This is a genomic window from Bacillus sp. URHA0034 (assembly GCF_056280405.1).
Genome location: NZ_JBWCDK010000002.1, coordinates 1,530,615 through 1,546,865 on the forward strand (window position 1 = coordinate 1,530,615; position 16,251 = coordinate 1,546,865).

At 40.0% G+C, this 16,251-nt stretch carries 11 protein-coding genes and 1 pseudogene; 1 reads left to right on the forward strand and 11 read right to left on the reverse strand.

Going from position 1 to position 16,251, the window contains the following annotated elements:
• Nucleotides 1-302: 302 nt before the first annotated feature.
• Both ACZ9EE_RS09345 and ACZ9EE_RS09350 read right to left on the reverse strand, forming a co-directional pair.
• Nucleotides 303-1,250 (reverse strand): alpha/beta hydrolase fold domain-containing protein, encoded by a 948-nt coding sequence (locus ACZ9EE_RS09345; RefSeq protein ID WP_476026448.1) that lies wholly within the window; start codon nucleotides 1,248-1,250, stop codon nucleotides 303-305.
• A gap of 2 nt (nucleotides 1,251-1,252) precedes the next feature.
• On the reverse strand, nucleotides 1,253-2,320 hold the full coding sequence (locus ACZ9EE_RS09350; protein ID WP_476026449.1) for a quercetin 2,3-dioxygenase: 1,068 nt from the start codon (nucleotides 2,318-2,320) through the stop codon (nucleotides 1,253-1,255).
• Between the two features lie 252 nt (nucleotides 2,321-2,572).
• On the opposite strand from ACZ9EE_RS09350, the gene ACZ9EE_RS09355 reads away from it, so the two are divergent.
• Complete coding sequence (locus tag ACZ9EE_RS09355) at nucleotides 2,573-3,478, forward strand: LysR family transcriptional regulator (protein WP_476026450.1); 906 nt, start codon at nucleotides 2,573-2,575, stop codon at nucleotides 3,476-3,478.
• 381 nt (nucleotides 3,479-3,859) lie between these two features.
• On the opposite strand, the pseudogene ACZ9EE_RS09360 reads toward ACZ9EE_RS09355, so the two are convergent.
• The 9 genes and pseudogenes from ACZ9EE_RS09360 to ACZ9EE_RS09400 form a co-directional block, all read right to left on the reverse strand.
• Nucleotides 3,860-5,930 (reverse strand): annotated as a pseudogene (locus tag ACZ9EE_RS09360) (bifunctional aldolase/short-chain dehydrogenase).
• Between the two features lie 120 nt (nucleotides 5,931-6,050).
• The gene (locus ACZ9EE_RS09365) at nucleotides 6,051-7,013 is read right to left on the reverse strand and encodes a Gfo/Idh/MocA family protein (protein WP_476026451.1); all 963 of its coding nucleotides are present in this window, start codon (nucleotides 7,011-7,013) and stop codon (nucleotides 6,051-6,053) included.
• Nucleotides 7,014-7,149: 136 nt separating this feature from the next.
• Nucleotides 7,150-7,875 carry a LutC/YkgG family protein gene (locus ACZ9EE_RS09370; protein WP_476026452.1) on the reverse strand — a complete coding sequence of 242 codons (726 nt, stop codon included), beginning with the start codon at nucleotides 7,873-7,875 and terminating at the stop codon, nucleotides 7,150-7,152.
• Nucleotides 7,876-7,877: 2 nt separating this feature from the next.
• A complete protein-coding gene (locus ACZ9EE_RS09375; protein WP_476026453.1) occupies nucleotides 7,878-9,302 on the reverse strand; it encodes a LutB/LldF family L-lactate oxidation iron-sulfur protein in 1,425 nt (474 codons plus the stop codon).
• Nucleotides 9,303-9,351: 49 nt separating this feature from the next.
• Complete coding sequence (locus tag ACZ9EE_RS09380; RefSeq protein ID WP_476026454.1) at nucleotides 9,352-10,068, reverse strand: (Fe-S)-binding protein; 717 nt, start codon at nucleotides 10,066-10,068, stop codon at nucleotides 9,352-9,354.
• A 361-nt stretch (nucleotides 10,069-10,429) separates the two neighbouring features.
• Nucleotides 10,430-11,221, reverse strand: a complete 792-nt coding sequence (locus tag ACZ9EE_RS09385; RefSeq protein WP_476026455.1) for an alpha/beta hydrolase — start codon at nucleotides 11,219-11,221, stop codon at nucleotides 10,430-10,432.
• 106 nt (nucleotides 11,222-11,327) lie between these two features.
• Nucleotides 11,328-14,567, reverse strand: coding sequence for a rhamnogalacturonan lyase family protein (locus ACZ9EE_RS09390; protein WP_476026456.1), 3,240 nt, complete (start codon nucleotides 14,565-14,567; stop codon nucleotides 11,328-11,330).
• A 126-nt stretch (nucleotides 14,568-14,693) separates the two neighbouring features.
• Complete coding sequence (locus ACZ9EE_RS09395; protein ID WP_476026457.1) at nucleotides 14,694-15,338, reverse strand: YesL family protein; 645 nt, start codon at nucleotides 15,336-15,338, stop codon at nucleotides 14,694-14,696.
• 73 nt (nucleotides 15,339-15,411) lie between these two features.
• Nucleotides 15,412-16,251, reverse strand: a complete 840-nt coding sequence (locus ACZ9EE_RS09400; protein WP_098528420.1) for a carbohydrate ABC transporter permease — start codon at nucleotides 16,249-16,251, stop codon at nucleotides 15,412-15,414.

Genomic DNA, 16,251 nt, shown 5'->3' on the forward strand with positions numbered 1-16,251 from the left:
CATAGGAATTCTACGAATTAGATGCTGGATTCTACGAAATACATAAGGAATTCTACAATTTTCTAATTTATTCTACCAATCTTGGCCGCGATTCTACTTTACCTGGAAATAAATTACTATTCCAAAAGTGAAGAGGCCCTAGTTCTACGAAGTAAGATGATAATTCTACAAATTCACATGCCTTTTCAACAAAGTTAGAAATAACCTCCAAGCTAGGGATTACTTAAAAGTCATGTGGTAAAATCCAATTACTAAACCTATAATTAGAACACAAAAATACCCCGTCTAAACGGGGTATTTGATCAATTTTCAAATAGATGTCTACGAAAAAATGTTTCTACTAACTCAAATATTCTTTTACTACCGGTCTCTATCTCCTCAGGGTTACCAGCTTCAGCGTTGCGGATCGTCAAGTTTGAAGGCTGTTCATCAAGATCATTTTTATTAAAAAAGGCATGTCCTAATCCTTCTATCAAACAAAGCGTTGCGTCATTTCCTTGCTCAATCAGTGATTCATACAACAGCTCACTTTGATGAACAGGAACCGCTGAATCATTCAACCCATGCAGGATTAGAAAGGGCGGTGCACTTTTATCGATATAGGAAATTGGATTTGCTTCATGGACAAGATCTGGAACAGTATGAATGGGTGCTCCCAGCAATTGTGACTCTGGGGAATTGGGATCAGTATGCCGTTGGACTAGATTTAGACGACTGGTCTCGGCATCAGCACCTAACGTTATCCCTGATTGACTATGTTCCTCCATTTGCAAGAAATCAGTTGGACCATACCCATCAACAACCGCTTGTACGTCACTAGAAAAATCTAGATTTCCCAGCTCACCTTCAAGTCTCCCCGAACCAGTAGTACCAGCGAGTGCAGCCAGATGTCCTCCTGCGGATGAACCCCAAAGACCTATATTCTCACTATCGAGATTATACTCATTTGCAACGGAACGAAGCCAGCGGATCGCCGCCTTTACATCATGAATTTGTGCAGGAAAAATCGCTTCACCGCTTAATCGATACTCAATACTTGCCATTGCGTAGCCCCGCTCTGCAAATCTCACACGTAAATCCGGCCCTAGCTTTCGGTCACCAATTCGCCAGCCTCCGCCATGGAGCCAGATAATTACAGGCACAGGCTCTACCGAACCAATAGGCAAATAAAGATCGAGCAGTAATGATTTCCCATTAGGTACAGCAAATTCAAGATCATTTAAAACCTTTACTTCATAACGATCGTACATTATCAATGAACCTCTTCGACCGCAGCCGGCGGAGCACCTGGCGGCTTTCCTAATAATTTTAAATCGATTTCTTGAATACGTTGAATAACTCGGTCAAATCGATACGGCGCTGGATCACTTGGGAAAATTGGGTGTTCATAAGGATCTCCAAGTATACGGAAGAAATCCTCAAATTCTCCTGGGGTTAATAATCCAAAAAACTTGGTATAATGAGCATCACATTGGAAGCGATGAGGCGTATTAGCCGGCACATAGACGAAATCACCAGGTAATAAATGCAACTCTTCACCATCCACCCAAAGAGTCATTTCCCCTTGCAAACACATAAATGTTTCGTTCGTCAATTCGTGGGCATGTTCGCCAATAGCTTGTCCCTTTGGTCCTTCAGAAACAATTGCAAGAAACTTGCTGTCTGTTGCGGCTTTAGTAGTTAGGAGTGAATGAACGGTATCGCCGCTGAGAAGATGGACTCCTTCTCCTGATTCCAATACATATGGTTGAACTTCTTGCGGAATGGTACAGCCTCTAACCATTTGAGGTAATCCATCGGCAGGATGACTCGTTACGAATTTAATATCTATGTCAGCAATTATTTTGTTGAATATATCATGGTTTAAAAGGTTGGTCGTAACTGGAGGGCGTTCAAACTTAGTAAAAGGATCTCCAATAATTGAATATAACTTGGCCACATGACCATTAATAGTAAACGAATAAAAACGTGTTCGATGACTTTGCATACGGTAAGCATGGACAGTACCTGCCGGAATACTTACATAGTCACCTGCCGTTAGTAAATAAATTTGTCCATTCAGTTCGACTTCAAGTCTTCCGTCGAGCACAACAATTCCCTCGTGAGCTTGTTCATGAACATGTGCCGGAAAACTATCGCCTTTACCTCCCCACATTTGAACGATTTCCATCATATCACCGGTGCTTTCAGTTGTAGCCACAATGGAGGCAACCTGGGTCCCGAAAAGATATCGCTCTCCCTCTCCATTTCTAATAAAATATGGTTTCTTCTCGTTAGGTAACTTGCCAACGACTTTTAGAACCATTTCACCACTCCTCATCCATATTCCTTCTAATATTTAAGCGCTTCCAAAATAAACATAATACGAACGTGGGAAAATTGGAAATATACGTATTCGATTTCTGTAATCCCATTTTCGTATTATTTGTTGAATATACCGCTTTAAAAGATGAATTCTTTTAGTAGAACACTAGTCTCTACATCATGCAAAAACAAGAATACTCACATAATTTCGACTACTTATTATCTATTATGATAAAATAATGGTAAATGAATAACAAGTGAGGATCTTATGGATATTCGTCAATTGCGCTATTTTATTACGGTTGCAGAGCATTTAAATTTTACAAAAGCAGCTAATCAACTCTATGTTGCTCAATCAGCAATCAGTCATCAGATTGCCGATTTAGAGGAACAGGTTGGTGTTAAATTATTTATTCGAAATAAACGTTCTGTACAGCTTACACCTGCTGGAGCTGTCTTTTTAAAAGAAGCTATGGAGATTGTAGAAAAAACATCGGGAGCAATCGCAAAAGCTAAACAAACGGATGCAGGTTTGATTGGCAGTCTTTCGATTGGTTTTCTGAGTGTTCATGTTCGTAGTTTTCTGCCCCAGGTTATTAAACGGTTCCGTGAACTCTTTCCAAAGGTAGAACTTCATTTAAACCATTATCCTAGTAAAATGCTAAAGGAATCGTTAGAAGAAGGAGAAATAGACATAGCTCTAACACAGCCGTCTGGATTACATAGAATAGAAGAAATCGAAATTCAAATGGTGGCCAAAGAGAGATATTGTATTGTTATGCATAATAATCATCCTCTCGCTAATAACAAAAAAATTAAGCTTGAAGAACTAGCATCAGAGCCGTTTATTATCCATAACCGCCACGATTCACCTGTAGGTTCCTATGATTTTATCGTCCATTTATGTGAACAAAACGGGCTCACCCCAAGAATTGTGAGTCAGCCACGGTTTGTTGATACAGTACCGATTCTCGTTGAGTCTGAGTTGGGTATTTCTATATTGCCGAAAAGCTTTGAAGCAGTATCCAGCCCTTCACTTCGATTTATCGAAATTGACGGCCTAGAGGGGCATGATTTTGAGCTGGTTATGGCATGGAAAAAAAATAATTTGAATCCATCGATTTCATTGTTTTTAAATGTTTTGGCCGAAAGTTCATCAGTAAACAACGGTTAAAGAAATGCAGATAAATTGTCCAATAGAATTAACTTTATTGGACAATTTTTTTGTACTGACATGGGAAATGTATTATAGAAGGCATCTATTGGACAATAATCTTAACTCTTACTGCTTAACTGTCCAATAGCTCGCTTCTATTAGACAAATACAATGTCTAGAAAGAAGATTTGTCCTATAGACCAAGCCCTATTGGACAAATTTCTCGTAAGATCATCAAATCTATCCATTAGAAAGATTCTATTAGACATTATGCTTGAGTTTCACAGCAATACTGTCCAATAGATGCTCTGTATACAAAATTCTAAGCGCTATCGTCGTATCTTTTTTTTAGAAACACCATAAAGAAAGCCTGTCAATCGACAGACTTTCTTTCATTTATTATCTTGTAAACGCAGCAGGTACCCCGCCGTCTACCGTTAACATACAACCAGTCGTACGATCGGATTTTGAGGAAGCAAAGAATGCAATCGATTCTGCAATATCGCTAGGATAAATGTTTACTAGTAAAGTAGTACGTTTACGATAATGTTCTTCTAATTGATCAGGGTCAATACCGTATGCTGCGGCACGCTCTTCACGCCATCTTGATCCCCAGATAGCAGAACCTTGAAGCACTGCATCCGGAAGGACAGAATTTACGCGAATGCCAAACTCGCCGCCTTCTGCTGCAATACATCTTGCCAAGTGTGTTTCAAGAGCTTTAACAGAGCTATATGCAGCAGCATTTTTACCAGCGTACACAGAGTTTTTAGAACCGATGAATACCATGTTACCGCCAATGTTTTGGTCTTTCATTTGCTTGAATGCTTCACGAGCAACTAAGAAGTAGCCTGTTCCTAACACATTCATGTTTAAATTCCACTCTTTAAGTGTTGTTTCCGCAAATGGACTTGATGTAGCAAGACCTGCATTGTTAACAATAATGTCGACACCGCCAAATGTTAATGCAGTTTGATCAAATGCAGCTTGAACCATTTCTTCACTTGTTACGTCCATCTTAACAGCAAGGGCACGGTCTCCCCCATATTGTTCATTTATTTCAGACGCTACTTTTTCTGCGCCTTCAAAGTTTAGGTCAGCTAAAACAACTGCAGCTCCTTCAGATACAAGACGGCGTGCCGTTGCGCTTCCAATTCCGCCAGCTCCCCCAGTAATAAAGGCTACTTTTCTAGAGAATTCTGCTTCAGCTGGAGCGAGAGATAATTTATATAATTCTAATGGCCAGTATTCTACATTGTAGGATTCGTTTGCACTTAGAGAAACAAATTCACCCAGTGTTGTAGCGCCCTTCATAACAGCAATGGCACGGTGATATAATGCACCACTGATTCTTGAGTTCTTAACATCTTTACCAGTATTCACCATACCAACACCTGGAATTAAGATAACACGTGGTGGCCGGTTCAAACATTTTGTCGCCTTCATTTTTATTTTCTTCAAAATATTCTTTGTAAGCTGTTTTAAAGCTGGCAACGCCTTCTTTCACACTAGCAACTAAAGCTTCAACATCTTTTGTTTGTGGATCCCAATTAACATATAGTGGAACCATTTTTGTATGAACAAGATGGTCTGGACATGCTGCACCGATTTTAGAAAGTTCTGGTGCGTTGTTGCTGTTCACAAATTGCAGTACATCTTCACCACGGTCGTAAGTTAACAGCATTTTCTTCTCATCACTGACCGCACCGCGGATGACTGGCAATACTTTTGCTAGAATGCTAGTAGCTTCTTCTTCAGAAAGGGATTGATATTTTTGACCGCCAAATACAGAGGGTTCATCAATTCTTTCATTAATATATGCTTCTGCTTCGTTAATAATTTGAATGGTTTTTGCGTAGGCTTCTTCAGAAGTTTCTCCCCATGTTACAAGTCCGTGTTTTTCCATTAATACTAGCTCTGCATTTGGATTGTTTAATACTCCCTGTGCAATCATTTTTGAAAGAGTAAATCCTGGGCGAATATATGGTACCCAAACAAAACGATTTCCAAAAATCTCTTCGGCTAATTGCTTACCATTGTCTGCACAGCAAAGGCTAATGATTGCATCTGGATGTGTGTGGTCGACATGTTTGAAAGGTAAGAATGCATGCAATAATGTTTCGATTGATGCTCTTGGGTGCTTGCTGTCGATCATACAATGTGATAGATAAGCAACCATGTCTTCGTCAGTCATTTCGTCGCGTTCAAATAATGGTCGAATGTCTTCTAAGTTAAGACCCGTAAAATTGTTTGCCTTCATTGTGGCTAAATCTGAACCGCTTCCTTTTACCCACATGACTTCAACATCACGGCCGCGGAAATCCTTTTCAGTTGTCTTCATAGAAGTGTTACCGCCGCCATAGTTACATACCGCACGATCTGACCCAATTAAATTGGAACGATAGACTAATTCTTCTACCCCTTTTGTTACCTGTGATGCTATTTCTTGATTCCAAAGATTCTGTACCATCCGAAATCCTCCGTTTGTTTTGTTTTTATGTTTGTTATCTTCTGTTTTTATTATAATATATTTTTGTTTATTTTTGAATAAAAAGTTCAAAAATCTTTCATTTTTTTTGTTTTATTGGATTTAGCCTAAATATATGGGCTGTCCACTCATGGCAGATTGATTTGCCGCCGTTGTTACATGATGCGTTTTTAAAGCATCTTGGTAGGTTGATAATATTTTGGAAGGATCTCCACTTTGGACAGCATTGAGAAAAATTTGATTCTCTGTGATGTAAGGATTTGATTCCTCTTTAAATTCTTCTACTCTATTTCCTTTCACCACTCGTAATAAATCATTACTTAGTTCGATGATCCCTTTATCTGAATATATCTCAAGTCCTACCCTGCCAGAGTTTGGCAGGATACATGTATTGGAGATGGTTGCAATGATCCCACTTTCTAGCTTCATTGTGACACTGCCTACATCGGGCACCGTCGTTCCCTCTACCTTTCCCTGCATGATTTGGTTATTAAAAGCAGCATATACTTCGTGTATATCACCACATAAGTAACGTAATAAGTCCACGATATGTGTGGTCTGTTCTACAAATTGCCCACCTGATTTATGTATATCTCTCCACCAAGGAACCATCGGCATATTTCCCATCCAATAACCGAGTGCCATCCCAATTTGACGGTCTTGAAGCAGTGAAAAGGCTCTGTTGGTTAAATCCTTATAACGCCAGTGATAACCAACTGATGTAATAAGTCCTGTTTCGGTTATTTTTTTAGCGATTTCATCTGGTGCTTCATTCATTGCAAGCGGCTTTTCCACAAAAAATGGGATATTCCTTTCAAGTAAGGCATATTCAATGGCTCCATGAGCATGTGGCGGTACACAAATATAGACTGCATCTAATTTTTGTTTATCTAACATCTCTTCTATATTTGTGTATCCAGTGGCATTTGACCAATTTCTTGCTTCTTTTTCAGCCTTTTCCATACTAGTCCCACAAAAGGCCGTTACATCCACTCCATCCATTTCCCCTAAAATACTTGCATGTGTTTTGCTAAACCACCCCGTACCAACAAAACCAACCTTCATAGAAATCTCACCTCTTCCAAATAATAAAACGCTTTCATTCCTAATGAGACAAAAAGCTACCTTGATCTTATAAATAAAGCTGCTAGAAAAAATCGAATAACATGATCTCTTCGAACAGCCCTATTTTTTTTTCCTATTAAAGGTCATTAATAACAATATAAGTTGCTCTTACCGGTCCATGTACACCCACAACAAGGTTTAACTCAATGTCAGCTGAATTACTTGGTCCAGTAATAAAATTAATGCAGGATGCAACATGGCCTGTATTTTGATGGATTCCTCTCATCTTTTGAGCTGCTTGAGTCATTCTAGGAACAATGGAACTCTTTGGAATTAGGGCAATATAGGTAGCTGGTAAAAAGCTTACGGTCCGTCCTTTATTCTCATCACTAAATAAAACAACTGTCCCCGATTCAGCCAGTGTGATTTCACTGATGGTTATCCCAACATTAGCCTGCTCCGCTTTCGCAATGTTTTCTTCGCCCTTTGTATGATCCCATTCATGCACGTCAATATTTTGATTCGGCCATTCTTGCTTCATTAAAGAATCGAGTCCCCACTGGGAAAACCGCTCATCCTTCCATGTGACAATCGGGCCACCGCCAAAATGATTAGTGACAACTTCATTAAGGGTTGAGGATAGCTCACTCCTATCAACCGTATAAATAGTTGTATGAATTTTCTTGCAATGTTCTTTTAGGACCTCTACTAATTCATCCTGCGAAGCACCTTTCAGTACTTCATCCTGGGGGCGGTATTTCCAGTTTGGCCTTTCCAAAGGTTTAGAGATTCGCGGCCGCCCAAGTCTTGTGGCAATTTGATTTAGAAAGGCTTCTCGATTTTGTATAGTTCCTGCTGCCATGATCATTTGCCCCCTTGTTCTCGGTTTTTAAACCAATCTCTGAATCTTTCTTTATTTGGTGCTGGGAATTCGCGAATATCGGTCCAGGCTTTTAATGGTCCAGGTCCTTTTGAAATCTTATCTGCAACTGTAAAAGGATTCATTGCAGCCGGAGCAATTTTTGAGCCAATTTTATAGAGTGTTGGTGAAGCTGCTCCTAGTCCAAATGCCTTCATGGCTAGTTTTTCTGAAATTGGTGCTTTTCCTTCTTTTTCTACGATTACTTCTCGGTGCTTATGGAGAAGGTTGTGCAACGGGATCTTCACCGGGCAGACCTCGGTACAGGCCCCGCAAAGTGTCGATGCATATGGGAGCTCTTTATAATCATCATAGCCGCCTAGCAATGGTGACAAGACCGCTCCAATTGGTCCTGCATAAATAGAACCATAAGAATGGCCCCCGACATGACGATAAACGGGACAAACATTCACACATGCCGCACAGCGGATACATTGGAGAACGGATTGAAATTCTCCACCAAGAATATTGGACCGGCCATTATCGACGATAACTAAGTGGAATTCTTCTGGACCGTCTACATCCAATTCCTCTCTAGGTCCTGTTAGCACTGTGATATAACTTGTTAACTTTTGCCCCACTGCACTTCTAGTTAATAGGGAGACGAGAACTTCCATCTCTTCAAAGGTCGGAACAATCCGCTCCATTCCCATTACGGTAATTTGTGTCTTTGGCAAGGCTGTAACTAAATCAGCATTCCCTTCATTAGTTACTAGACTAAATGATCCTGTCTCAGCAACTGCAAAGTTACAGCCAGTAATTCCAATATCAGCTGTCAAATATTCTTGACGCAGGGTTTCCCTTGCATGCCAAGCCAATTCCTCTGGTTTGGAAGTCTTTGTGTAACCAAGCTTTTCCGTAAATACATCCCTGATTTGCTCTTTATTTTTATGTAAAGCCGGTACGACAATATGGGACGGCGGATCGTGGTCGTCCACTTGGAGGATGTATTCTCCAAGGTCGGTTTCAATCACCTCGCAGCCTTCCTGCTCCAACATACTATTTAAGCTGATTTCCTCGGTTACCATAGATTTTGATTTAACTATTTTTTTAGCATTTTTTTGATGAACGATGCCACGAATATATTCATTTGCTTCTTCCTTTGTTTGGGCAAAAAATACATGCCCGCCCCGTTTTGCTACATTTTCGCTTAATTGCTCTAAATAATAATCCAGGTGTTCTAAAACATGCTGACGAATCTCTTCCCCATGCGAACGCCAGTCCTCCCAGTTTCCAAGTTCTTCAGCGGCAACACGTCTTTTTACACCCATTCCGTCTTGTGCACTGGCCACTGCCCCGCGCATAAAGGAATCATGAATTCCTGTATCAACGCGTTCCTTAAATTGCTGGTCGCCGATTTTCATTGCCATCTATTATTCCCCCATCCAAGCACTCTCTTATTTGATTACCAAAAATCAATTAGCGGCTATTTAATACTTCCGCAATATGCAGAACCTTAATCGGTTTGCCTTTGCGATCAATCCGCCCGCCAATGTTCATCAAACACCCTGCATCGGCCCCAATTAAATAATCGGCATCTGTTTCTTCAACATGACATACCTTTTCATCAACCATTTGCTCAGAAATTTGTGACATTTTAACAGAGAAAGTTCCTCCGAAGCCGCAGCATTGTTCTTTTCCTGGCAGTTCAGTAAACTCTAATCCTTTGACATTATTTAATAGAATCATTGGCGCCCTTTTAACACCTAGTAATCTTGTCATATGACAAGAGGTATGGTAGGTTGCTTTCCCCTCAAATTTTGCCCCAACATCTTCTACTTTTAATACATCAACAATGAATTGAGTGAGTTCGTATGTTTTCGCTGCCAGTTTTTTGGCCTTTGGTTCCCAAACAGGATCTCCCTTAAAAATGTGAGGATATTCGTGGAACATAAACGCACATGAACCGGATGGGCATACCACATATTCAGTATCCTGAAAGGTGTCAATCATCCGCTTCATTGCCTCCTTCGATTCTTTCGTATAACCACTATTATAAGCTGGCTGACCACAACATACTTGTGACTCTGGAAAATCGATCTCACAACCAATCCTCTCCAGCAACTCAACGGTTGCCTTTCCTACATTACTTTGGAACATATCTACAAGGCATGTCGCAAATAAGCTCACCTTCACTGTTTTCCATCCCCTTTAAATCAAGCTAAAATCTAATGAAATCGGTTTAAATGTTTATTTATTTTTGTTTTTATTATATTACATGTTTGTTTATTTTTGAATAGTTATTTTCTAATAAAAAATAAATCGACAGATGCTTGGCATCTATCGATTATTCTTGACTACTGGTTAAAATAAAGGGCGTTCGTTCGGAGTTAACAATTTATCAGCGTTTTTTAGGAGTATATCGGCGAAATTATTATTTTATCAGCGGTTTCAACCAGTTTATCAGCGATTCTTTTTTATCAGCGATTTCACCCAATTTATCAGCGAATTAAATCTATCAGCAATTTTGAATCACCTATATCTTTTTTCAGCTAGGCTAGAATCCCTGTTTTCTCAACCAAGCTTCACAGAGGCTTGGCCATACTCGAGCTTCGGGATGATTATTTGCCAAACCTAATCCGTGGTGTCCGCTTTCAAAGATATGGAGATCAAAAGGAACTTTATGTCGGCCTAAGCCAGCTGCAAACATTAAACTATTCTCGACCGGTACAGAGACGTCATCAGCAGTATGCCATAAAAATGCCGGTGGTGTTTCCTCTGTAATTTGATTTTCATTAGATAATAGTTCAACTAACTCCGCTTCTGGTTTTTCGCCTAATAAGTTTAATTTGCTTCCTTCATGCGTATATTTCCCCATCGAAATCACTGGATAACAAAGAACCATTACATCAGGGCGGCTGCTATAACTCTCGATAGGGTCATCAGCTTCTTTATTTCCATAGTCATAATGGGTCCCAGCACTGGAAGCGAGATGACCTCCCGCAGAAAATCCGAGTATTCCAACCTTATTGGGATCTAGATTCCAATCCGTAGCGTTATGTCGAACCATCCTTATTGCCCGCTTCACATCACTCAATGGAATAGGATGGTTGTGAGGTGCGACCCGGTAATTGAGCACTACAGCTGAGATACCAATTGAATTTAACCATTCTGCAACAGGGTAAGCCTCATGCTCTGCTCGCCTCGCATAACCTCCACCAGCCGCAACGATCATAACAGGAAAGGGTCCAGTTCCTTCGAGCAAATATCGTTGAATGCTTGGTGCACTTTCATTTGGTCCATTTTCTTCAAGCTTTATATCATCCCAAAGAGGTAATTTCTCTGTCATTCCTTCACCTTCCAACTATAAAATTGTATGTAAACACAGCTCTTTTCAAATCAATTCAAATGAGAGAGAAAGCTTATTAAAACCGCTGTCTCTCCCACTTTCCAAACTATTTTAAAGTTAATTCAGCCTCCGCATTAAAGCTATCTCCGTCTTGTAAAAACCCGTTAATATTAATTTGAATAGTCCCATTATACCCTTTTAAAGCCTCTGAAACTTGTTGTCTATCAAATTTAACCATTAACTTATTTGATTTCTCTCCATTTACAGACGGATGAGATTCCGAAAAGATTGTTTTACCATTGACAACCATTTTCACAGTAGCAGAATTGATTTCTGACACTTCGTGTTTCTTATCCAATTCAATATTAACAGTCAATGGAACGTTGCCGTTTGTCTGTTTCATATTAATTGTATTCGGATTGACATCAACAGTGGCAGGAATCATTTTATTCAAGTACATGCTTGGCACTGGAGGAGCAGCCATATCATTCCCTAAAAAGAAACTAGTATGTGGCGGCTGATTGTAGCCAACATTTTGCCAGGCAATTCCTAAGCGGTACACAGGGTCGTGCATGAGTGTACGAATCCTTTGCTCTGTAACGTCTGTAGTTGTAAAGATCCGTAATGCACTGCTATCTTCCGTTCTCCAGACTACTTCTTCTCGCCAGTCACCCATAAGATCAGCCTGTAGGCTAGGGTTTCCTTTCGTACCGTTGTTAGAGAAAGTTCCATCTGCAGTTAAGATATTTACTAGTTTTTTATTTTCGTAGTCCCACTTACCAATCGTTCCTACCCCGACTTGATCAGCGTCATTAAACTTAGCATGGTCTAGGATTTCGCGCTGTAGGTCACCATCCCACCATATTGCAAAGTTGGCACCAGGGATGTCCGATGAAATTCGTTCCCCTTGAGCAGTGAACATATCTCCTGTTGGATCATTCCATGCGCCACCAACAGCCCATGATTCTTCGCCCGGGTATCTAGGATCGATATCTGCAGATAATCCCCTTCCTGTATCTCTGCCGGTAAATTTCCCCCAAATAGCTTCACCAGTTTCTACATCTCGGAACTCAATTCCATACTTAGCGCTTTTATCCTCATGAACGGCAAACATCTCTAAACCTGGACGAGTTGGATCTAAATCACCAACATGCTGAGCATCACCATGACCTAAGCCAGTTGTATAAAGCCCTGTTCCGTTATCATCAATTACTGCCGCGCCGTAAACAATTTCATCCTTACCATCCTGATCGACATCTGCAACACTTAAGTTGTGATAACCTTGACCAGCATACTCTCCATTGCCTGTTTTATTACTATCAAATGTCCACACTTTAGTTAATTTACCATCACGCCAGTTATAAGCTGCAATAACCGCTCTTGTGTAGTAGCCGCGTGCCATAATTAGGGTTGGTCTTTCCCCATCCAGATAGGCAATACCAGCGAGGAACCTGTCTACACGGTTACCGTAGCTATCTCCCCAATCAGCGACATTGCCTCTTGGTGGATCATAATTAGTGGTTGTTAGCGCTTTCCCTGTTAAGCCGTCAAAAATAGTTAAAAATTCTGGCCCGCTTAAAATATAGCCGCTGGAATTACGGTAATCCGCATTAGCATCACCGATTACTGTTCCTTGACCATCAACGGTTCCATCAGCAGTTTTCATCGCAACTTCGGCTTTACCGTCCCCATCTAAATCATACACCATCATTTGTGTATAATGAGCACCGGACCGGATATTTTTGCCTAAATCAATCCGCCACAACCTTGTGCCGTCAAACTTATAAGCATCAACATACGTATTTCCAGTATAGCCTGATTGGGAATTATCCTTCGCATTGCTTGGATACCATTTTAGGATGATTTCGTATTGTCCATCTCCATCTACATCCCCAACACTTGCATCGTTGGCACTGTATGTATAGGATTTTCCATCAGGAGTGGTTCCACCCTCTGGTTTCTGGATTGGAAGATCGTAATAATTCTGTCCCCAAACCGTTGCAGCTGCTTCTGCGAGTGGTTCTTCGTTCCCATTAAATACGGCCCGGACATCATACCTGGAATCCTTTGTTCCATTTTTGTCTAAAAAGTTTGTGCTTGATGTAATAGGCTCTTTATTAACCTTTTGTCCGTCTCGATAAACGTTAAAGGCTACACCTTCAGGATCTGTCCCTAACATACGCCAGCCAACATAAACACCATTCTCCACCTTAACAGCAACTAAACCTCGATCGAGTTTTTCCATTTGACGTTGGACTACTTTAGTTATTGGTGTCTCCATTGAATTCGAAGGAGTAGAAATACCTCCTAAACTAACAGCCGAAACTCTATAATAGTAGTGTCTTGTTGGTGAAATAGACTGGTCAGTAAATTCACCATTATTTGAGATGCCGACTCTTTCAAACGGCCCTTGTGGTGATTTTGCCCGATACACATAATACATCAAAGCATCCTCGACACCATGCCATGTAAAAGATACAGATTTATCGGTTGAATTAACAAGCGAAACCCTAGTTGGAGATGTCGGTACTGCCTTTGTTTCATCTACTAAAGAGACATTGATTGGTGTACTTTTTCCTGACTCAATGCCACTTTCATTTACTTGAGAAACTGTATACACATATTTAAACCCAAGCTGAACGGTTTCATCTATAAATTCGGGCGTATTGGAGCTTCCCACCTTCATAGGTGCTGCGTCTCCATCTGCTTTACGATAAATATTGTAACTCGCCGCGCCTTCTACTTTATCCCACTTTAAGGAGACAGACGTATCTGGAAATAGATTTTTCTTAGTCAACGTTAAACCCGCAGGGGTAGACATTTTAATAATTTCTATGGCATTGACCCGTCCATTATCACCAATATCGATATTAAGCTGTCCATCTTGAACAGTGACCATTGTTGACTTTTCTGCAAATTTCCCACTGCTTGTAGCTAACGAACCAAGTGATTTCCCCTCAATCGTAAAACTTGTTTTATTGCTTGCGGTATTATCTCCAGTAAGTACATTTACATAATACTCGCCATTTTCAACATCTACTGAGAAGGTATAATTTGCTCCATTAATAAAATCTCTTCTTAGATCATCAGGAGCTCCTCTATCTCTGAAATCAACAGCTTTATCGAGCCCATACCCCCTCTCACTGTTGTAGAGCGTAGAATTGGTCACTTGTGTATATCCATTAGCAACAGGACTACTACTGGAACCAAAGTCAAATTTAAGACTAGTCAACTCAGCCGCATGCGATTCTTTTGGGGTGACCATTCCAATTCCAGTAAACATCGATAGAACCATAGCCGAACTTACGACAACCGGTAATTTTTTCTTTGAGAATTTTTTAATCACAATTTTCCTCCTAGTAAAGAATAATGGCAAGATTCTTTATGAGAAGATTCTTAGATGCTATTTCCCCTTCCTCCTTCATAATAGATTTATATAAAAACAAGGTCAGCCGTTGAGAGAACCCGATTCCTATATACCTTGTTCTTGTAAAAAAACTTCGTGCTTACGTTGAATTCTGTTGAAAGCATTACAAGCAGGTTTCATGAATAACATGGCCAATAAATTTCCGCTAAATAAGATACAGATAGGCGGCACGTAGGACAGAACAAAACAGATTCCAAAACTTCCTATCAGCATATATAGAGTGGATAATGGATTCATAATCATAACAAAAAATGAATTCTTAATTACATCTGCTAATTTCATCTCATAATGAACAAAAATCGGAATGAGGTAAAATAGTGTACATACAAAAATAAAAGTAATGATGAATAATGGTATATAGAGAATTGCGGCCATATTTTTTGCTGCATGTTGGATGAATAACAAATCTGCATATAGCACCAAAACTGCAGCCACAATAAACACACCGAGAAAATTACTTTTTACAAATTCCTTTTTATAAGAAGCCCAGAAGGTTTTAACAATCGAAACCTCCTCTTCGCCCAGCATCCATTTTCGTACAACTGCAAACATCGCCACAGTAGAAGGAAAAAAACCGAATACACCCAGACCAAGAATAGTAGCGCCAATCCATAAAAGATTTAATAACGCTAGTTTCGAAATCCAATCCATCAATTTATATATCCCGCCCAAAATACTTGAAGTTTCCATACCCATCCTCCTTCAGTTATTTTAAAAGTTGATCAAGCCCTGCCACTCCGATATTAAGGAGTGGCACGAATCATCAACCTTTTAATCCACTTGTACTGATTCCTTCTACTACATATCTTTGGAAGATAAAGAAGATGACAAAGACAGGAACCAAGGTCACTACGGACATGGCAAACATGGCACCCCAGTTAGAAACGGTCTCATTACTTAAGAACATATTTAATGCCATGGAAACCGTATATTTTGCCGGGCTGTTTAAGTATAAAACCGGCCCTAGTAAGGAATCCCAAGTCCAATAGAATGAGAAAATCGCCGCTGTTGCCAAAGCTGGTTTAATTAATGGCAAAATGATTTTATAGAAGATATTAAAGGTATTACACCCATCAATCGTTGCCGCTTCATCCAATTCTCTTGGAATCGTGCGGATAAATTGAACTAGTAAGAAAATAAAGAATGGATGGCCAAAATATGCTGGTATTGCAATCGGCTTAATCGAGTTAAGCCATCCCAGTTTTGAAAAGATGATATATTGCGGAACCATGACAACCTCATATGGCAGCATTAATGTTACCATCATAAGTCCAAACCAGAGTGCTTTACCTTTAAATTCTAATCTTGCAAAACCAAAGGCAATTAATGACGAGGAAATTACCTGACCGATTAGGGTTACGATAACCAGAACCGCAGTATTCTTAATAAACACTCCAAAGGAATTGCCGCCAATCCCCTTCCAGCCTTCCGCAAAGTTATCCAAAATAAATGGATCAGGTATGAGTGATTTGGCTGTTACGAAGATGGCATTACTTTCTTTAAACGAACTCATTAGAAGCCAAATAACCGGATAAAGCATTAGGACGGCAAATCCACCTACCAGGATATGATAAGTCCACCATTTTACTGATTTTATCCGCAT